The sequence below is a fragment of the Catellatospora vulcania genome (genome assembly GCF_009720385.1).
GTDB lineage: Bacteria > Actinomycetota > Actinomycetes > Mycobacteriales > Micromonosporaceae > Catellatospora > Catellatospora vulcania.
Window position 1 is genome coordinate 1,098,765 of the sequence record NZ_WARX01000001.1, and the last position, 17,502, is coordinate 1,116,266.

17 protein-coding genes are annotated in these 17,502 nt (G+C 72.2%); 9 read left to right on the forward strand and 8 right to left on the reverse strand.

What is annotated here, in order from left to right; genetic code table 11:
• Positions 1-6 precede the first annotated feature (6 nt).
• Positions 7-1,362 carry an extracellular catalytic domain type 1 short-chain-length polyhydroxyalkanoate depolymerase gene (locus F6W97_RS24275; protein WP_155372700.1) on the forward strand — a complete coding sequence of 452 codons (1,356 nt, stop codon included), beginning with the start codon at positions 7-9 and terminating at the stop codon, positions 1,360-1,362.
• 70 nt (positions 1,363-1,432) lie between these two features.
• Here F6W97_RS24275 and F6W97_RS24280 read toward each other — a convergent pair whose 3' ends face one another.
• Entirely contained in the window at positions 1,433-2,806 is a 1,374-nt protein-coding gene (locus tag F6W97_RS24280; RefSeq protein WP_155372701.1) for a TolB-like translocation protein, read from the reverse strand.
• Entirely contained in the window at positions 2,803-3,330 is a 528-nt protein-coding gene (locus F6W97_RS24285; protein WP_155372702.1) for a SigE family RNA polymerase sigma factor, read from the reverse strand. The genes F6W97_RS24280 and F6W97_RS24285 overlap by 4 nt, the downstream gene beginning before the upstream one ends.
• Before the next feature lie 134 nt (positions 3,331-3,464).
• Here F6W97_RS24285 and cutA point away from each other — a divergent pair, with 134 nt between their 5' ends.
• From cutA to F6W97_RS24300, 3 genes are all read left to right on the forward strand, one after another.
• Positions 3,465-3,806, forward strand: a complete 342-nt coding sequence (cutA, locus tag F6W97_RS24290; protein WP_230686916.1) for a divalent-cation tolerance protein CutA — start codon at positions 3,465-3,467, stop codon at positions 3,804-3,806.
• A 132-nt stretch (positions 3,807-3,938) separates the two neighbouring features.
• Positions 3,939-5,483 carry an MFS transporter gene (locus tag F6W97_RS24295; protein ID WP_155372703.1) on the forward strand — a complete coding sequence of 515 codons (1,545 nt, stop codon included), beginning with the start codon at positions 3,939-3,941 and terminating at the stop codon, positions 5,481-5,483.
• A gap of 110 nt (positions 5,484-5,593) precedes the next feature.
• The gene (locus F6W97_RS24300; protein WP_230686917.1) at positions 5,594-6,325 is read left to right on the forward strand and encodes a sulfite exporter TauE/SafE family protein; all 732 of its coding nucleotides are present in this window, start codon (positions 5,594-5,596) and stop codon (positions 6,323-6,325) included.
• A 34-nt stretch (positions 6,326-6,359) separates the two neighbouring features.
• Here the strand turns inward: F6W97_RS24300 and F6W97_RS24305 are convergent, their stop codons facing one another.
• The 3 genes from F6W97_RS24305 to F6W97_RS24315 all read right to left on the reverse strand — a co-directional run bounded on the left by F6W97_RS24305 (position 6,360) and on the right by F6W97_RS24315 (position 8,683).
• Positions 6,360-7,541, reverse strand: coding sequence for a sporulation protein (locus tag F6W97_RS24305; RefSeq protein ID WP_155372704.1), 1,182 nt, complete (start codon positions 7,539-7,541; stop codon positions 6,360-6,362).
• A 193-nt stretch (positions 7,542-7,734) separates the two neighbouring features.
• On the reverse strand, positions 7,735-8,373 hold the full coding sequence (locus tag F6W97_RS24310; RefSeq protein ID WP_155372705.1) for a flavin reductase family protein: 639 nt from the start codon (positions 8,371-8,373) through the stop codon (positions 7,735-7,737).
• 103 nt (positions 8,374-8,476) lie between these two features.
• Positions 8,477-8,683, reverse strand: a complete 207-nt coding sequence (locus F6W97_RS24315) for a DUF2277 domain-containing protein (RefSeq protein ID WP_155372706.1) — start codon at positions 8,681-8,683, stop codon at positions 8,477-8,479.
• Positions 8,684-8,717: 34 nt separating this feature from the next.
• On the opposite strand from F6W97_RS24315, the gene F6W97_RS24320 reads away from it, so the two are divergent.
• Entirely contained in the window at positions 8,718-9,623 is a 906-nt protein-coding gene (locus F6W97_RS24320) for a hypothetical protein (protein ID WP_230686918.1), read from the forward strand.
• A 189-nt stretch (positions 9,624-9,812) separates the two neighbouring features.
• Here F6W97_RS24320 and F6W97_RS24325 read toward each other — a convergent pair whose 3' ends face one another.
• On the reverse strand, positions 9,813-10,778 hold the full coding sequence (locus F6W97_RS24325) for a GlxA family transcriptional regulator (RefSeq protein ID WP_155372707.1): 966 nt from the start codon (positions 10,776-10,778) through the stop codon (positions 9,813-9,815).
• A 62-nt stretch (positions 10,779-10,840) separates the two neighbouring features.
• Between F6W97_RS24325 and F6W97_RS24330 the strand changes: the two genes are divergently transcribed.
• From F6W97_RS24330 to F6W97_RS24340, 3 genes are all read left to right on the forward strand, one after another.
• Positions 10,841-12,142, forward strand: coding sequence for an MFS transporter (locus F6W97_RS24330; RefSeq protein WP_155372708.1), 1,302 nt, complete (start codon positions 10,841-10,843; stop codon positions 12,140-12,142).
• A 69-nt stretch (positions 12,143-12,211) separates the two neighbouring features.
• Positions 12,212-13,429, forward strand: coding sequence for a glycosyltransferase family 4 protein (locus tag F6W97_RS24335; RefSeq protein ID WP_230686920.1), 1,218 nt, complete (start codon positions 12,212-12,214; stop codon positions 13,427-13,429).
• A complete protein-coding gene (locus F6W97_RS24340; RefSeq protein ID WP_155372709.1) occupies positions 13,426-15,522 on the forward strand; it encodes an amylo-alpha-1,6-glucosidase in 2,097 nt (698 codons plus the stop codon). The genes F6W97_RS24335 and F6W97_RS24340 overlap by 4 nt, the downstream gene beginning before the upstream one ends.
• On the opposite strand, the gene F6W97_RS24345 is transcribed toward F6W97_RS24340, so the two are convergent.
• A complete protein-coding gene (locus F6W97_RS24345; protein ID WP_155372710.1) occupies positions 15,515-16,372 on the reverse strand; it encodes a SigB/SigF/SigG family RNA polymerase sigma factor in 858 nt (285 codons plus the stop codon). The two genes, F6W97_RS24340 and F6W97_RS24345, sit on opposite strands and share 8 nt — an antisense overlap.
• Positions 16,373-16,448: 76 nt before the next feature.
• On the reverse strand, positions 16,449-16,862 hold the full coding sequence (locus F6W97_RS24350) for a heavy metal-binding domain-containing protein (RefSeq protein WP_155372711.1): 414 nt from the start codon (positions 16,860-16,862) through the stop codon (positions 16,449-16,451).
• Positions 16,863-17,002: 140 nt separating this feature from the next.
• On the opposite strand from F6W97_RS24350, the gene F6W97_RS24355 reads away from it, so the two are divergent.
• Entirely contained in the window at positions 17,003-17,488 is a 486-nt protein-coding gene (locus F6W97_RS24355) for an NUDIX hydrolase (protein ID WP_155372712.1), read from the forward strand.
• The last annotated feature ends 14 nt before the right edge of the window (positions 17,489-17,502 follow it).

A 17,502-nucleotide genomic window follows, 5' to 3' on the forward strand; every position in this document is an offset into this window, starting at 1 on the left:
GACACCATGCGAAGAGGAATCAGGTCGCTGCTGGCGGTCGCCGCATCGGCCCTGGCCGTCGTGGCGGGACTGGTGGTAGCCACCCCACCTGCCGCGGCGGCGACGCTCACCGAGGTGACCAGCTTCGGCGCCAACCCCAGCAACCTGCGCATGCACCTGTACGTGCCCGACAACATCGGCACCCGGCCCGCGGTCGTGGTCGCCGTGCACTACTGCACCGGCACCGGCCCGGCCTTCTACTCGGGCACGCAGTTCGCGCAGCTCGCCGACCAGTACAAGTTCATCGTGATCTACCCGTCGGCGACGCGCAGCGGCGCATGCTTCGACGTGTCGTCGCCGGCGTCGCTGACCCACAACGGCGGCAGCGACTCGCTCAGCATCGTCTCGATGGTGCGCTGGGTGGTCAGCAACCGCGGCGGTGACGCCGACCGCGTCTACGCCACCGGCGCGTCGTCCGGCGGCATGATGACCAACGTCCTGCTGGGGGCGTACCCGGACGTCTTCAAGGCGGGCTCGTCCTTCATGGGCGTGCCGTTCGGGTGCTTCGCCACCACCGACGGCTCGATGTGGAACAGCACCTGCGCCAACGGCCAGCTGATCAAGACGGCCCAGCAGTGGGGCGACCAGGTCCGCGCGGCCTACCCGGGCTATACCGGCCCCCGGCCGCGCATGCAGCTGTTCCACGGCACCGACGACGCGACGCTGCGCTACCCGAACTTCGGCGAGGCGATCAAGCAGTGGACCAACGTGCACGGCCTGAGCCAGACCCCGACGTACACCGACACCCCGCAGTCCGGATGGACCCGGACCCGCTACGGCGGCTCGGGAGCCAACGTCGCCGTCGAGGGCGTCAGCCTGGCCGGGGTCGGCCACAACCTGCCGCTGTCCGGCCAGGCGCTGATGGCCATCCAGTTCTTCGGCCTCACCTCCGCGCCGCCGAGCCCGTCGGCCCCGCCGTCGCCGAGCACGCCCCCGTCGCCGAGCACCCCGCCCTCGCCCAGCACCCCGCCTTCGCCGAGCGTGCCGCCGAGCCCGCAGCCGCAGGGCGCGTGCCGGGTGGCGTACACGGTCAGCGCCTGGAACACCGGCCTGACCGCGAACATCACCATCACCAACACCGGCACGTCCACGGTCAACGGCTGGGCGCTGGCGTTCACCCTGCCCACCGGGCAGGCGATCACCTCCGGCTGGAACGCGACCTACTCGCCCGCCAGCGGCGCGGTGACCGCCCGGAACCTGAGCTACAACGGCACCCTCGCGCCCGGCGCGAGCACCACCATCGGGTTCAACGCCAACCACACCGGCAACACCGGCAAACCGCCGTCGTTCACGCTGAACGGCAGCACCTGCACCATCGCGTGACCAGGCGATGACCGCAGGCTCCGGTCATGCTCTGCGACCGACCGCAGAGCATGACCGGAGCAGGCGGTCCTCAGGAGGCCCGCGCACCGCCTGGCCGGTCCCGGCCCGGGGAGGGCAGCGGCCGCCGAATGCGGCACGCCCACACCGAGGCGACCGCAGCGAGCATCCACACACCGACCAGGATCTCCCGCCACCACCAGGTCCACCAGGGCGTGGCCAGACCGAACGGCCACCCGTGCGGCTCACCGGCCAACGCGCCCGCCGCCCAGATCAGGCAGCGCGTGTCGAGCTCCGGGTCCGCCGTCACGACACGGCGCGGCCCCGCCGGCTCCAGCAGCACCGTGGACGCGTACCCCTCGCCGGTGTCCGGCAGGTTCAGCGGCACGGCAGGGACGTCGCCGGCCCAGCTCGCGCCGCACGGCGTCGTCACATGATCCACTGTGGCCGAACCGCGCTCGCCGCCGTCGCTCAGCGAGAACCGCCGCACCGCGGCCCTGTCTTCGCCGGCGGAGAGATACTCCGAGACCAGCAGCTCGGTGCCGTCCGGGGAGGTCGCCGGAGACCACTGATTCAGGTGGCCGTCTTGCCGCCAGCCGTCGGCCGGGCGCAGCGTGACCGCGCCTACCGGCGCTCCGGCGAGGTCGGTGGTCGTCGCGGTGACCGCGTAGCCGGGTGCCGCGGGGTCGTCGCCCGTCGCCTTGACCCACACCAGCCGATCGTCGCCGGCCCAGCCTGCGGGGTGGCCGAGGTCATTGCGCGGCGCGAATCGCACCGACCCGTCCATGCCCAGGATCGCCGCCCCCGGCGTCACCGGCGGCAGACTTGCATGCAGCAGCAGATGCGCACCGTCCGGGGACCAGAAGTTCGGGGACTGGCCGGCCACCAGGTACGCCGAGGGCCGTCCGATCGTCGCGTCGCCGATCGAAGGAAACGACGTGGTCCGGCCCGTGGCGAGGTCACGGATGACATACGGGCCGTCCTGGTCGGTGAGGTAGCCCAGCCGGCGTCCGTCCGGCGACAGCGCGGGCCAGTCGCCGGTGCCGCCGAAGTGCGGGGCCAGCCGCCACAGGTGCCCGTGCTCGGAGAACACGTGCCAGCCATCCGTCTCGCTCTCCTGGTCGACGATCTCCACCAACCCGGCGACCGGGCCCGGCCGCTCGGGCAGCTCACCGATCCACCACTGGTGCCCGATGCGCTGCGGATACCCGGTGACGCCGGCCTCGCCACCTGCCGGGGTCAGCGCCCGCGGTCCGCCCGCCCATGGCAGCACCGTCATCGCCAGCACCGCCAACGCGGTCACCGCCAGGCTCGACGTGGTGAGCAGGCGGCGGGTGCGGCGGCGGCGCCCGGCCCGCCACGCGGTGCGGCCCAGGTCGTCGCGGACCACGAACGGGGCGACCTCGGCCGTCAGATCGTCGAACGCGTCACTCAGCCTGCTGGTCATCGTGCCTCCACCGGGGTGCCGGGGCCGAACGTGTCGGCGAGTTCGGGGGCGAGCTGCCGCAGGCGCTCCAGCGCGTGCCGGGTCTGCGACTTGACGGTGCTCACCGAGCAGTTCAGCGCCTCGGCGGTCTGCACCTCGGTGAGGTCCTCGTAGAAGCGGAGCACCAGCACCGCGCGCTGGCGCGGGGTCAGCCGGGCGAGCGCGTCGCGCAGCACCAGCCGACGGGTCACCGCCTCCGCGTCGTCGGGATGGCAGCGCAGCTCGGGCCGCTGCTGCGCGGCCGCCTCGTGCAGGGCCTGCCGGCGCCGGCGGCTGCGCCAGCCGTCGACCGCACGGGTGTACAGCATGCGCCGCACGTAGGGCTCCGGGTCGCCGCCGCGGACCACCGTCCGCCATCGTTCCGCGACCCGCGACAGGGTGTCCTGCAGCAGCTCCTCGGCCTGATGCCGGTCGCCGGTGAGCAGGTACGCCGTACGCGCGAGCGCGTTCGACCGCCCCCGCACGAAGTCCTCGAAGTCCTCCACCCATGCCTCCTCGACGGGTACACGTCTGTCACCGCCGCGGCGGGTGGAACCCGTCGCCAAGCCGGGCTGAGCATTATGCGGTGCCGCGTCGTGGCTGCCCACAGGGTGGGCGCTAACGTGACCGGTACGCGGCGATGACGGAGGTGGAGATGGGCGACGCGGAGTTCGTCCAGGTCGTCACGACTCTGGACGACCGGGACGCGGCGCTGGCGCTGGCCCGTTCGGCGGTCGAGGCACGGGTCGCGGCCTGCGCGCAGCTCGGCGGCCCGATCCGCAGCGTGTACCGCTGGCAGGGCGCGATCGAGGAGTCCGACGAGTACCCGCTCGTCTTCAAGACCACGGCGGCCGGCTACCCGGCGCTGGAGCGGCACATCCTCGACCGGCACCCGTACCAGACGCCCGAGATCGTCTGCACGCCCGTCGTCGCGGGCAACCCCGACTACCTCGACTGGGTCGCCGCCGAAACCGGCCGGTGACGGCAGCGGCGGCGCGAACTCCTGGCACGTCTGCCGGTCGGGGTGTCTACATTCCAGCGGCCGGGTCCTGGCCGGCGTGACCGGAAAACCGACTCTCCAGGATTTTTCGCCGATAGGCTCTGAGCTGTGCGTATGGGTGGCGAAGGTGACGGTTACACGCCGGACCCGCGCCGCTGGCGTGCACTGAGTGTGTGCCTGGTGGGCGGGTTCATGGCGCTGCTCGACGTCAGCATCGTCAACGTCGCGCTGCCGTCGATCCGCGAGGGCCTGCACGCCTCCGACAGCGCCCTGCAGTGGGTCGTCTCCGGATACGCCCTGGCCTTCGGTCTGCTGCTGGTGCCCGCCGGCCGGTTCGGCGACATGAAAGGGCGGCGCAACGCGTTCGTCGCCGGTGTCGCGCTGTTCACCATGGCCAGCGCCGCGGCCGGGCTGGCGCAGGGCGCGCTGTGGCTGGTCGTCGCGCGCATCGTGCAGGGCGCGGCGGGCGGAATCATCAACCCGCAGATCAGCGGGCTCATCCAGCAGCTGTTCCGGGGCGCGGAGCGGGGCCGCGCGTTCGGCATGCTCGGCGCGACCGTCGGCATCTCCACCGCCATCGGCCCGCTGCTCGGCGGCCTGCTGATCCAGGCCGCCGGGACGGCCGAGGGCTGGCGCTGGGTGTTCTACGTCAACGTGCCGGTCGGCGCGCTGGCGATCGGGCTGGCGTACCGCTTCATTCCGAAGTTCTGCGACGACCAGCGGCGCAAGGAGAGCTTCGACCCGGTCGGGGTGGTGCTGCTGGCCGCCGGCGTGGTGCTGGTGCTGCTGCCGCTGATCCAGGAAGAGGTATGGGTCGGGCAGGGCAAGTGGCTGCTGCTCGCCGCCGGGGTGGCGGTGCTGGCCGGCTTCGTCGTCTGGGAGCGCCGGTACGCCCGGCACGGGCATCCGATGGTCGACCTGAGCCTGTTCCGCCGCCGCTCGTACGCCCTCGGCGCGCTGCTGGGGCTGGCCTACTTCGCCGGGTTCACCGCGATCTTCTTCATCTTCACCCTCTACCTGCAGCAGGGCCTGCACTACACGGCGCTGCAGGCGGGTGTCGCGACGGTGCCGTTCGCGCTCGGCTCGGCGGTCTCGGCCAGCCTCGGCGGGCGGGTGGTGACCCGGGTCGGCCGCGCCCTGATCGCGATCGGACTCGGGCTGGTGCTGATCGGCCTGGTCGGCGTCGAGATCGCGGTCGAGCTGGTGCCGGGCCGCCACGACGGCTGGGCGACGGCGCTGCCGCTGCTCATCGCGGGTATCGGCAGCGGCCTGGTCATCGCGCCGAACCAGACGCTGACCCTGGCCGAGGTGCCCGTCGCGGGCGCGGGCAGCGCCGGGGGAGTGCTGCAGACAGGCCAGCGCATCGGCGCGGCGGTGGGCATCGCCGTCGTCGGCGCGGTCTTCTTCGCCACGGTCGCGGGGACCGGCGGCGACTTCGCGCTCGCGTTCCGCCACGGCCTGTGGGTGACCATCGGCTTCGTCGTGGTCTCGCTGGTCATCGCGCTGCTCGACGTGTACGCGAGCCGCCGTGCCGCGTTCGGCCGCCATGCGGCCCCCGAGGGTCCGCCCCATGTCGCCGCTGCCGAACGCCCGCACCCGTCGCCCGACCAGTCCCCGCAGACCCGTGCGGTCACCGGCCAGGCGTTCTTCGACGCCTGACCGGCGCTTGATCGCCAGCGCGCAGGCTGACATCTCGGCAGGCGCCGGCGCTCCGCGGAGCGCGGTAAAACCCGGTGCCGGGCTGTCCGCCGCTGTGGCAGCGTGGCGGCGTGCCCGTCGACCAACTGCTGACCGTGCTCGCCGCATCCCTTGCGGCGTACGCGCTGGCAGTGCTGTCGGCGGTGGCCGGGTTCGGCGGCGGGGTGCTGCTGCTGCCGGTGTTCACCGCCCTGTTCGGACTTCGGGTGGCGGTGCCGATGCTGACGCTGACGCAGCTGTCCAGCAACGCATCACGGGTCTGGCTCAACCGGGGCGAGCTGCGGTGGCGGCTGATCGGCTGGTTCGCGCTCGGCGCGGTTCCCTGCGCGGTCGCGGGTGGCCTGCTGCTGGCGCACGCGCCGCTCGGACCGCTGAAGCGGCTGCTCGGCGTGTTCCTGATCGGGGTGGTGGTGTGGCGGCGGTTCAACCCGCATCCGCGCAGGCCCGCCGATCCGGCCTTCGCCGCCGTCGGCGCGGCCTCGGGCCTGGGCTCGGCGCTGCTGGGTTCGGTCGGGCCGCTGACGGCGCCGTTCTTCCTCGCCTACGGGCTGACCCGCGCCGCGTACATCGGCACGGAAGCCGCCAGCGCGCTGACCATGCATCTGGCCAAGCTCGGCGCATACGGACTCGGTGACCTGCTCACCGCCGACATCCTGGTCTACGGGCTGGCGCTGACCCCGGCGACCCTGGCCGGGGCCTGGACCGGCCGGAAACTGCTCACGCGGGTCGGCGACCGGTTCTTCGTCCGGCTCATCGAGGCCGGGCTGCTCGTCTCCGGCGTGCTGTTCCTGGCCGGCTTCTGACCGGCGCGGTCGGCGGCACGCGGCGCGGTGATGTTCAGAAGTCGCCGAAGTCGCCGAAGCCGGAGTCGAAACCGCCCGAGTCGTAGCCGCCGGGGTCATAGCCGCCTGCCTCGTAGCCGCCGCCGGAGTCCGGCCCGCCCTGGCCCTGGTCGTAGCCGGTGTCGGCGTAGGTGTCGGCCGTGCCCGCGTCCTGGGCGTCCGTCGCGGCGGGGTCCTGGCCGTCGCCGGCGGCGGCGTCGGCGGCGACGTCCGGGGTCATCGCATCGTGGATCATGTCGCCGACGATCATGCCGCCGAGGAAGCCCAGCGCGGCGCCGCCCAGCCCGGCTCCGATCATCGTGCCGGCGCCGCGGTAGCCGCCGTAGCGGTAGCCGCCGGACCCCTGGCCCGGGTAGGCGTAGGGCTTGCGGGGCTGACCGGGCGCGCCCGGCCCGGCCTGCACCGGCGGTCGCATGAACGATCCGGGGTCCTGGTCGGGCAGCGCCGCGACCCGGTCCAGGGCGCGGCGCACCCAGCCGTCGACCAGCTCGATCCACTGCGCCGGCTGCGCGATCAGCTGCCGGAACTCCGGCTCGGTCACCCGGTGCACCTCGCCGGGGCCGGGCCGTCCGGCGAGTTCGGCGACCACAGTGAGCCCCTGCGGGTCGGCGGCGAAGGTGAACGCCAGCTGCGGGATGTGCGGGCCGACGGGCTGGCCCTGCGGGACGGGGGCGTAGAACGTGATCGCCTGGGTCGTCGGCGAGCCGGGGCGCAGCTCGCTGCGTACGAAGCGGCAGCCGATGGTGCCCAGCGCGTCGAGCACGGCCTGCTGGATCTCGGTCGGTTCCATGCCCAGCGGGTCGAAGTCGGTCTTCGCCGAGCCCTGGGCGACGGTGACCTCGGTGCGCACGCCGACGGCGACCCCGGGCATCGGGTGCCCGTAGACCAGCGTGACGGGCGCGGCGTACGGAGTGGCCAGGTGGAACCCGACCGCGTGGCCGGTGCCGCCGGTCAGTGGCAGCCGGTCGGCTACGGGATAGCGGGCCAGCTCGAGCTGCGTGCCGCCGGAGTTCGCGACCAGCAGCAACTGCACCGAGGTGATCTCGACATCACCCTTGGCATGCAGCCTGACCTGCCCGGAGAACGCGCCGCCCGGCCGGGTCGCCGGCGTGGACAGCACCGTGTCCACGTCCACTCCGCCGAACCCCAGGCTGTTCAGAATGCGCCGCAGGACCATACCTCCATCATGCCGCCGCAGCGCCCCCAAGATCTGCGAACCTGCCTGGCGCCTGTGCGTATCTTGGACGCGCTTTCGCCCAGGTGCCAGGCAAGTCGAGCGATCTTGGGGGGTCCGGGCGGTTGCTCGGAGCTGGAGGCCGGGGCCCGTCCCGGCTGATGCCCGAGCCGGGGTGGGCGTGTGCGGAGCGCCGTCAGGCGGGGGTGAGGCGGCGGTCGTGCGGCATCTGCCAGCCGGCGGCGAGGCGGGACGGGTGCACGTTGTCGCCCCCGCCGAAGAACTCGCAGAACTTCATGATCAGCGGGTCCCAGGCGACCGGGTCCACGTGGTGCGTGCCGGGGATGATCAGGTGCTGTTCGACGTGGGCGCGGCGGACCTCGGCGACGAACGCCGTGCCGAACGGCTCCGGGCCGCCGATCGGGAACGAGCCGCTGACCTGGCACTCCAGCTGGATCGGGCACTGCGCCACGCGGTCCGGCGCGACCAGCTCCGACGGCTGCGGACTCAGCCCGGCGGCGGCGAACTTGTCGGCCACGTGCCGGTAGCCCATCGCCAGCTTGCCCGCCGACGGGTGCGGCGACCCGGTGGTCAGCGCCAGCCGGTCCACCGCGTCGACCAGCGTCGACGGCACCAGGTTGAGCACGCACTCACGCTCGCGCCGCAGGTTCGCGGCCGTCTGCGCGCTGTCGCCCAGACCGAGCACGCAGGTGCTGCCCAGCCACCAGGCCGACGACATCGGGGCCAGGTTGGTCGTGCCGTCCGGGTTGCGGGAACTGATGATCACTACCGGGGTGCCGAAGTACAGCACCTTCAGATCGAGCGTCTGGTGCACTGCCGTCCTAACGTCGCGTCCGTGCCCCGCCGTGCCGGGGGCGGCTTCGAGCCTGCCGGGACGACAGCCGCCGCGCTGGCGGGGAACGGACGCGGCATCCGGGCTAGCGGCGCACCTGCAGCGTGGACAGCAGTTCGGCGGTCGCGGCGGCGACGGCGGCCACCGCCTTGTCGAAGGCCTCGGTGTTGTGTGCGGCCGGGGCGCGGAAACCGGAGATCTTGCGGACGTACTGCAGCGCGGCGGCCTGCACGTCCTCCTCGGTGACGATCTCCTGGAACGGCGGGCGGAGGGTCTTGATACTGCGGCACATGGTTGCCATTGTGCTCGCTGGGCATCATTGACGGGTGTCCGCTACCACGCCGATGACCGAGAGCCGACCCGCCGCCGTACGCGTGCTGGCCGTTCTGCTTGGTGTGACCGCCCTGGCCGCAGCGTCGGTCGAGTGGCTCAACTGGTACTACGCCGAGGACGGCGGCTACCCGCTGTTCGTGCGTACCGCCTGGGCGCTGCTGCGCTCGATGCTGTTCCTGGTGCTGATCTTCCACCTGTGGCGGGGCAGGCACGGCGCCGCGCCGTTCGGGCTGATCCTGGCGGTGACGACGCTGTTCGCGCTGGCCCGGCTGGTGGTGCCGAAGCAGGGTTCCCCGACGGTGCCCGGGGTCATCGGGTTCGGCGTGGTCGCGGCGCTGTGCATAACCGTGGTGGTGCTGCTGTACCGGTCCGCGAGCGTGCAGGAGTACCTTGCCCGGCCGAAGCTGCGGTGGTGGATCAGCCGTGACGGGCTCACCCGCAAGCAGATGCCGCCCCGCCCGCAGGTGCCCGGATGGGTGCTGACCACCCGGGTCGCCGTGTTCAGTTACAGCGCCCTGATGCTGGTCGCCTGCGTGGTGGCGGCGGGTCGGCTGTTCGACGGTGAGATCACCCTGCTGCCCCTGGTCGTCGGCTGGTTCGTGTTCGCGCTGTTGGTCAGCTTCGTGGCGCTGTTTCTGAGCATCTTCCTGGTCAAGGGTAAGCGGTGGGTCCGGTTGCAGCTGGTGCTGATGACCCTGCTGGTGCTGCTGGTGGACCTGCCGCTGTGCCTGCTCCTGCTCGGCGTGGACGGGCTGGTCCGCGACGGCGGCCCGCTGCTGGTGGCGGCGCTGCTGGCGCTCTGGGGCCTGTGGCGCGCCGGCCGCAACGGCCACTTCGTCCCCGCCGCCCAACGCTCCACCAACCAGCCGGGCCCGGCCACGACGACAGCCACCCGCTGACTCGCCGCGCCCCACTCGTCTCGGCCACGCACTACCGAGCTGGGCCGCCCGCACATCACTGGAACGGCCGCGCGCGTCCCTCCAACCCTCCCAGCGGTAGACGTTGGCCTATCTGGATGAGAATTTTGTGATCAACCCCAACCAGATAGGCCAACGTCTATGACGGCGGGGCGCGGCGCGAGCCCGCGGTCAGGCAGCCGTGCGGAAGGTGCGGCGGTAGGCGAGCGGGGCGGTGCCGACCGTGGCGCGCAGGTGCTGGCGCAGGGAGACCGCCGTGCCGAAGCCGGCCCGTTCGGCGACCTGGTCGATGGTCAGGTCGGTGCTCTCCAGCAGGTGCCGGGCATGTTCGACGCGCTGCCGGGTGAGCCAGCGCCCCGGGGACTGCCCGGTCTCCTCCCGGAACCGCCTGGTGAACGTACGCACGCTCATGCGCGCGTGGCGGGCGAGCTGGTCCAGGTCGAGGGGGTCGCCGAGGCGGGCGAGCACCCATTCGCGGGTGGCCGCGGTGGAGGTGTCGCCGGGGGCGGGCAACGGGCGTTCGATGAATTGGGACTGGCCGCCGTCGCGCCAGGGGGCGACGACGCAGCGGCGGGCGGCCCGGTTGGCGACCTCACTGCCGTGGTCGCGGCGGACCACGTGCAGGCAGAGGTCTAGCCCGGCGGCGACCCCGGCGGAGGTGAGCACCTGCCCGTCGTCGATGAACAGCACGTCGGCGTCGAGTGCGACCTGCGGGTACCGGCCGCGGAAGTCCTCGGCGTAGGCCCAGTGGGTGGCGGCGGGGCGGCCGTCGAGCAGCCCGGCGGCGGCCAGCACGTATGCCCCGGTGCAGATGGACATGATCCGTTTGCCGGTGGTGTGGGCGGCGCGGAGCGCGGTCATCGCCGCGACGGTGGTGGGGGCGGCCAGGCGCTCGCGGTGGATGCCGGGCACGATCACGGTGTCGGCCCAGTCGAGCAGGTCGAGGCCGTGGTCGGGCTGCACGGAGAAACCTGCGCTGGCGCGGATCGGGCCGCCGTCGGGCGTGCAGACCCGGGTCTCGTAGAGCCGGTGGCCGGCGCTGTCGGTGGCGCAGCCGAACACCTGGCTCGGGATGCCGAGGTCCAGGGCCATCACTCCGTCGAGGGCGAGCACGGCGACACGGTGGCGTACGGTCATGGCCGAATTCTTTCATATAGTGGCGGTCAGGCCACTGGTTGCGGGCGCATGAATTCCGGAGCATGGACGGCGTGACGTTGCTGGAAACAAGGGTGAAGCGGACAAGAAGCCAGAATCTCGCCTGGGCGGTCGCCGCCGTGGCGCTGGTGTCCATCGTCGGCGCGGCCGGGTTCCGGGCCACGCCCGGCGTGCTCATCGAGCCGCTGGAGCAGGCGTTCGGCTGGTCGCGCGGCACCATCTCGGCCGCCGTGTCGATCAACCTGGTGCTGTACGGGCTGACCTCGCCCTTCGCCGCCGCGCTGATGGAACGCTTCGGCATGCGCCGGGTGGTGGCCGGGGCGCTGCTGCTGGTCGCCGCGGGCAGCGGGCTGACCGTGTTCATGACCGCGAGCTGGCAGCTGATGCTGCTGTGGGGCGTGCTGGTGGGCCTGGGCACCGGCTCCATGGCCCTGGCGTTCGTGGCCACGTTCACCAACCGCTGGTTCGTCAAGCACCGCGGCCTGGTGACCGGGGTGCTGACCGCGGGCGGCGCGGCCGGTCAGCTGGTGTTCCTGCCGCTGCTGGCGAGCCTGGTGCAGGCGTACGACTGGCGGGTGGCGGCGCTGACCGTCGCCGGGTCGGCGCTGCTGGTGGTGCCGCTGGTGCTGTGGCTGCTCCGCGACGACCCGGCCGACCTGGGCATCACGGCGTACGGCGCGGACCCTGACACGCCCCCGGCGGCCCCGGCGGCGAGCACGGGTGCGGCACGCCGGGCCCTGGGCGCGCTGCGCGATGCCGCGAAGACGCGTACGTTCTGGCTGCTGGCGGGCGGCTTCGCGATCTGCGGTGCGACCACCAACGGCCTGGTGGGCACGCACTTCATCCCGGCCGCGCACGACCACGGCATGCCCACCACGACCGCGGCGAGCCTGCTGGCGCTGGTCGGGATCTTCGACATCGTGGGCACCATCGCGTCGGGGTGGCTCACCGACCGGTTCGATCCGCGCTGGCTGCTGGGCGTCTACTACGCGCTGCGCGGGCTGTCGCTGATGCTGCTGCCGGGGCTGTTCGCCGCCGACCCGCACCCGAGCATGCTGGTCTTCATCCTGTTCTACGGGCTGGACTGGGTGGCCACCGTGCCGCCGACGATCGCGTTGTGCCGGCAGCACTTCGGCGCGTCCGGGGCGATCGTGTTCGGCTGGGTGTTCGCCTCGCACCAGTTCGGGGCGGCCGGAATCGCGCTGGTCGCGGGCCTGGTCCGCGACAGCAGCGGCTCGTACGCCGCGGCGTTCTACGGGGCGGGGCTGCTGTCACTGGCTGCGACGGCGATGTCCCTGTCGATCACCCGGCCGGGGGTGCTCAGGCGCTGGCGGCTGGCCTCCTGAGCGTGGGCTGAACCTGCCCCGACCCGCACCGGGAGGTCGGGGCAGGCATGAAAAACGGTTACTCCGGGTATGCAGACACCCGTGATAACCACGCTGGTGAAGGGTGTACCCACGCCCGAACATCTCGCCAGGGTGCAGAGCACCCTGCCTGCCAACGGCCACGCCCCGTTGAAGATCGCGATGGTGGCGCCGCCTTACTTCGACGTGCCACCGGCCGCGTACGGGGGGATCGAGGCCGTTCTCGCCGATCTGTCCAACGCGCTGGTCGACCTGGGGCACCGAGTCACCATGATCGGCGCCGGCCGGGACGGCACCCGGGCAAGGTTCTGGCAGGTGTGGGACCGGGCCGTGCCGGAACGGCTGGGCGAACCCGGGCCCGAGATCATCTACGCCACGCTGACCCGCCGGGTGGTGGAGCAGCTGGCCGCCGCGGGTGAGGTCGACGTGGTCCACGACCACACCTTCGCCGGGCCGCTCAACGCACCCGCGTACGACGCGATGGGCCTGCCCACGATCGCCACCGTGCACGGGCCGGTCGACTCGGAGCTGCGCGGCTACTACCAGACCCTGGACCGTGACCTGTCGCTGGTCGGCATCAGCCAGCGGCAGCGCTCGCTGGCCCCGGAGCTGAACTGGATCGGCGTCGTGCACAACGGGCTGCGCCCGGCCGACTGGCCGTTCCAGCGGGAGAAGAAGGACTACGCGCTGTTCCTGGGCCGGTTCAGTGCCGACAAGGGCGCGCACACCGCAGTGCTCGCCGCGCACGCCGCCGGGCTGCCGTTGATCCTGGCGGGCAAATGTTCCGAGCCCGCGGAGAAGAAGTACTACGCCGAGCAGGTCGAGCCGCTGCTCGGACCGAACGACCAGATGATCGGCATCGCAGACGCGACACTCAAGCGTGAGTTGCTGGCAAATGCCCGCTGTCTGCTGTTTCCTGTGCAGTGGGAGGAACCTTTCGGCATGGTGATGATCGAGGCGATGGTCTGCGGCACGCCCGTGGTGGCGCTGCGCGGCGGTGCGGTGCCCGAGGTGGTGGAGCACGGCGTCAGCGGCTTCATCTGCGACGACCCGGCAGAGCTGCCGGCGGCACTGCGTGCGGTGTCGGAACTGGACCCGGCGGAGTGCCGCGAGCAGGTGGTGCGGCGCTTCAGCGACGAGCGGATGGCGGTCGGTTACGTGCAGGCATATCGGGCGGCGCTGGCGGAGCGGCGCAAGCCGCAACTGCCCGGCCGGGGCACTCGCGCGGGAGCCCGCGCCGGACGGCTGACCACGGCGGGTGAGCGGTGACGAATCCGGCACCGCTCAACGCAGGCGACCCGCAGCCGCTCGGCCAGGGTCAGGTCACCATCGTCGAAGGCACCACGTTCGCGATCTGCGCGCCCGACGGGGACATGGACCCGGGAGGCGCGCAGGGCCTGTTCTTCCGCGACACCCGGATCATCTCGCGCTGGCAGCTGCGCATCGACGGGCAGCAGCCGCAGCCGCTGTCGGTGGCCGACACCGACACGTTCGCGTCGCGGTTCATGCTGCGCCGCGCGCCCGCGTCCGGGCACGCCGACAGCACGCTGCTGGTGGTGCGGCAGCGGGTCGTCGGCGAGGGCATGCGCGAGGTCATCACGCTGACCAACGTCGGCCGCGAGGCGACCCTGGTGCACCTGGAACTGCACGTCGACGCCGACTTCGCCGACCTGTTCGCGGTCAAGGAGGGCCACGCCGCGGGTTCGGCCACGCACGCCCAGGCCAGCGGGGTCAACCTGGTGTTCAGCCGGCCCGACAACTCGCGCGGCCTGCTCGTGCACGCGACCGGCGAGCCCGTCAGCAGCCACAACGGACTGAGCTGGCAGGTCGTGATCCCGGCCCGGGACGAGTGGCGCACCGAGATCATCGTGCATCCGGTGGTGGAGAGCCGGCGCATCGAGCCGCGCTTCCGCGAGCACCTGACGCCCGAGGAGGCCGAGGAGCACTCGTGGCGCCGCCAGGTCACCTCGATCCGTACCCAGAACGAGGATCTGGGCCTGGTGCTGCGGCGCAGCGTGCGTGACCTCGACGCGCTGCGCATCGCGGCGGGGGAGGACTCCGCGCACACCTTCGTGGCCGCGGGCGCGCCCTGGTTCATGACCCTGTTCGGCCGCGACAGCCTGCTCACCTCGTGGATGGCGCTGCCGCTGGACCCGTCGCTGGCCGTCGGCACGCTGTACACCCTCGCCGCGCTGCAGGGCCGCCAGGTCGACCCGTGCAACGAGGAGGAGCCGGGGCGCATCCTGCACGAGCTGCGGCTGGGCCCGCAGAGCACATCCGCGCTGGGTGGCTCGCACTACTACGGCACCATCGACGCCAGCCCGCTGTTCGTGGCGCTGCTCGGCGAGGCCTGGAAGTGGGGGGCTGCCGAATCCGACGTACGGGCGCTGCTGCCGGCCGCCGACGCGGTGCTGTCCTGGATCGACGGCTTCGGCGACCGGGACGGCGACGGGTTCATCGAGTACCAGCGGGCTACCGACCGCGGCTTGTTCAACCAGGGCTGGAAGGACAGCTGGGACGGGGTCAACGACGCGGCGGGCCAGCTCGCCGAGCCGCCGGTGGCGCTGGCCGAGGTGCAGGGGTACGCGTACGCGGCCTGGCTGGCCCGCGCGGACCTGGCCGACGCGTTCGGCGAGACGGCGTTGGCCGAGTCCTGCCGGGCGCGTGCCGACAAGCTGCGTTCGCTGTTCGCCGAGGCGTTCTGGCTGCCCGACGAGGGCTACTTCGCGATCGCGCTGGACGGGCGCAAGCGCCGGATGGACGCCATGTCCAGCAACCCCGGGCACTGCCTGTGGACCGGCATCGTCACCGACGAGCACGCCGAGCGGCTGATCGCGCGGCTGTCCGAGCCGGACATGGACAGCGGGTACGGGCTGCGCACGCTGTCGGACCGGATGGGCGCGTACAACCCGATGAGCTACCACAACGGGTCGGTGTGGCCGCACGACACCGCGCTGTGCGTGGCCGGGCTGATGCGCTACGCCCACATCCCCGGTGCGGTGGAACTGGCGCACCGGCTCACCGACGGGCTGCTGCGGGCCGCGATGTCGTTCGGCGGGCGGCTGCCCGAGCTGTTCTGCGGCTTCCCCGCCGACCGGTACCAGCCCCCGGTGCCGTACCCGACCTCGTGCTCGCCGCAGGCGTGGGCCAGCGGGGCGCCGCTGCTGATCGTGCGCGCCTTCCTCGGCCTGGATCTGGACGTGCCCAAGCGCAGCATGGTGCTGCGCCCGCGGCTGCCCAAGGAGTGGGGCACCGTGACCCTGGACCGGCTGCCGTTCGCCGGGTCACTGCTGAAGATCACGGCCTCGGGTACCGACGCCGAGGTCCGCGGCCTGCCTGAACCCTCCACTGTGATCAACTGACATCACCCGCCAGGCCCTGGGCCCCCAGGGCCTGGCGCAGGTGTTGCAGGCACCGGGTGAGCAGGCGCGACACGTGCATCTGGGACAGTCCCAGCCGCTGCGCGATCTCGGCCTGGGTCAGGTCGGCGGCGAAGCGCAGCGCGAGGATGTGCCGGTCCCGGGCCGACAGCCCGGCCACCGCGCGGCCGATGGCATGCCGGTCGGGCAGCGACTCCAGCCGCCGGTCCTGCTCGCCGAGCAGCTCGCCCAGCTCGGCGAAGCCGCTGCCGCTGCGCACCACGCTGTTGAGCGAGCCGATGGCGTACGCGTGCGCGCACTCCAGCCCGTCGCGGATGTCGTTCTCGTCCCGGTCCAGGAACTGGGCCAGGTCGCGGATCTCGGGTGTGCGCTGCAGGGCCTGGGACAGTTGCGGCACCGCCCGGCTGATCTCCAGGTGCAGTTCCTGCAGCCGGCGGTGCACGCGCAGTGCCCAGCCCCGGTCGCGGAAGTGCCGGCGCAGCTCGCCGAGCATGGTCGGCCCGGCGAAGTGTTCGAACCGGACGCCGTGGCTGCTGTCGTAGCGGTCCACCGACTTGATCAGGCCCAGTAGCGCGACCTGGACCAGGTCGTCGGGGTCCTCGCCACGGAAGCTGAACCGCCGGGCCAGCCGTTTGGCCAGCGGCATGCCGGCCTGGATCACGGCGGTGCGGGCCCGTTCCCGGGCGGGGTCGCCGGGCGGCAGCCGGTGCAGCCTTTCCAGCGCCACGGACACCCGGCGGTCGCGCTCGGCGGTCCAGCCTTCTCCCGCGGGTTCCGCGAGGCCCGCGCTCAGCCCGGTATCGATCCTCAACGCGTCCGCATGGGTGCTCATCGCCGCCATCCGCCGGTCACGCCGGTCGTGCCGCCCTACGCGGCATCGGGTCACCGGCCTTCAGCAGTCAGACTCACTAAGCGGATTTTAGCGACATGTCAGCTTCGGTGGCCGAGGATGCCGCCTTTCTAGGGCGCGGCAACCTCGCCACCTCCGCCCGCACCGCCGTACCGTACGCGCAGATCTCGATCCACGACTCGGTGATCGGCCGGTGGTCGAACCGCATGGCCAGCACGGCGTTGGCGCCCATGCCCAGCGCCACCCGCGCCATCCGGTCGACGGCCTCCAGCCGGCACTCGGTCAGCATGTGGATGCGCACGTCCATGCTCACCCCGCTGCCGTCCGTGTACGACTTGAAGCCCTCGGTGTACGGGCTGAGCGTGCGCGCGGACAGACCCAGCACCTCGCCGAAGACGGCCTGGACGACGTGTCCTGGCAGCTGGTCGGTGGTCACCACCAGCACGCCCCCGCGGTTGACGGCATCACGCATGAACACCACCTCCTGAAAGCGTCCGATAAGAGTGGTATGTCCATCGTGAATGAAACCGTAATCATTTGGTACTCATTTACCACCTTTTTGTGTTAATGGGGCGAACGGGGCCCCGTCCGGAGCTGTGGCAGCATCACGTCATGCCGCTCACTCCGATCATCGCCACCCTCGCCTACGTGCTGTCCCCCGACGGGGGCAGCGTGCTGCTGCTGCACCGCGACAAGCGGCCCGACGACATCCACTTCGGAAAGCACGTCGGCCTGGGCGGGCGGGTCGAGCGCGACGAGGACGTGCTGACCGGCGTGAAGCGCGAGGTCGAGGAGGAGTCGGGACTGATCGCCCGGCGGCTGTCACTGCGCGGCACGGTCTCCTGGCCGGGCTTCGGCCGCCGCGGCGAGGACTGGTTCGGGTTCGTGTTCCGGGTCGACGAGTTCGCCGGCGAGCCGCACCAGGGCAACCACGAGGGCACGCTCGGCTGGGTGCCCCGCGAGCGCCTGTACGAGGTGCCGATGTGGGCCAGCGACCACGAGTGGCTGCCGATGGTCTTCGACGACGACCCGCGCCCGTTCCACGGAGTCATGCCCTACCGCGACGGCGAGATGGTGAGCTGGAGCTTCGTGCGCTGACCGCCGGTGCCCGA

Excerpts from the sequence above, each read along its gene's own strand:
- F6W97_RS24275 (WP_155372700.1), top strand. The coding sequence starts at position 7 with ATGCGAAGAGGAATCAGGTCGCTGCTGGCGGTCGCCGCATCGGCCCTG.
- F6W97_RS24280 (WP_155372701.1), bottom strand. The coding sequence starts at position 2,806 with ATGACCAGCAGGCTGAGTGACGCGTTCGACGATCTGACGGCCGAGGTC.
- cutA (WP_230686916.1), top strand. The coding sequence starts at position 3,465 with ATGACGGAGGTGGAGATGGGCGACGCGGAGTTCGTCCAGGTCGTCACG.
- F6W97_RS24295 (WP_155372703.1), top strand. The coding sequence starts at position 3,939 with ATGGGTGGCGAAGGTGACGGTTACACGCCGGACCCGCGCCGCTGGCGT.
- F6W97_RS24305 (WP_155372704.1), bottom strand. The coding sequence starts at position 7,541 with ATGGTCCTGCGGCGCATTCTGAACAGCCTGGGGTTCGGCGGAGTGGAC.
- F6W97_RS24315 (WP_155372706.1), bottom strand. The coding sequence starts at position 8,683 with ATGTGCCGCAGTATCAAGACCCTCCGCCCGCCGTTCCAGGAGATCGTC.
- F6W97_RS24325 (WP_155372707.1), bottom strand. The coding sequence starts at position 10,778 with ATGACCGTACGCCACCGTGTCGCCGTGCTCGCCCTCGACGGAGTGATG.
- F6W97_RS24330 (WP_155372708.1), top strand. The coding sequence starts at position 10,841 with ATGGACGGCGTGACGTTGCTGGAAACAAGGGTGAAGCGGACAAGAAGC.
- F6W97_RS24335 (WP_230686920.1), top strand. The coding sequence starts at position 12,212 with ATGCAGACACCCGTGATAACCACGCTGGTGAAGGGTGTACCCACGCCC.
- F6W97_RS24345 (WP_155372710.1), bottom strand. The coding sequence starts at position 16,372 with ATGAGCACCCATGCGGACGCGTTGAGGATCGATACCGGGCTGAGCGCG.
- F6W97_RS24350 (WP_155372711.1), bottom strand. The coding sequence starts at position 16,862 with ATGCGTGATGCCGTCAACCGCGGGGGCGTGCTGGTGGTGACCACCGAC.
- F6W97_RS24355 (WP_155372712.1), top strand. The coding sequence starts at position 17,003 with ATGCCGCTCACTCCGATCATCGCCACCCTCGCCTACGTGCTGTCCCCC.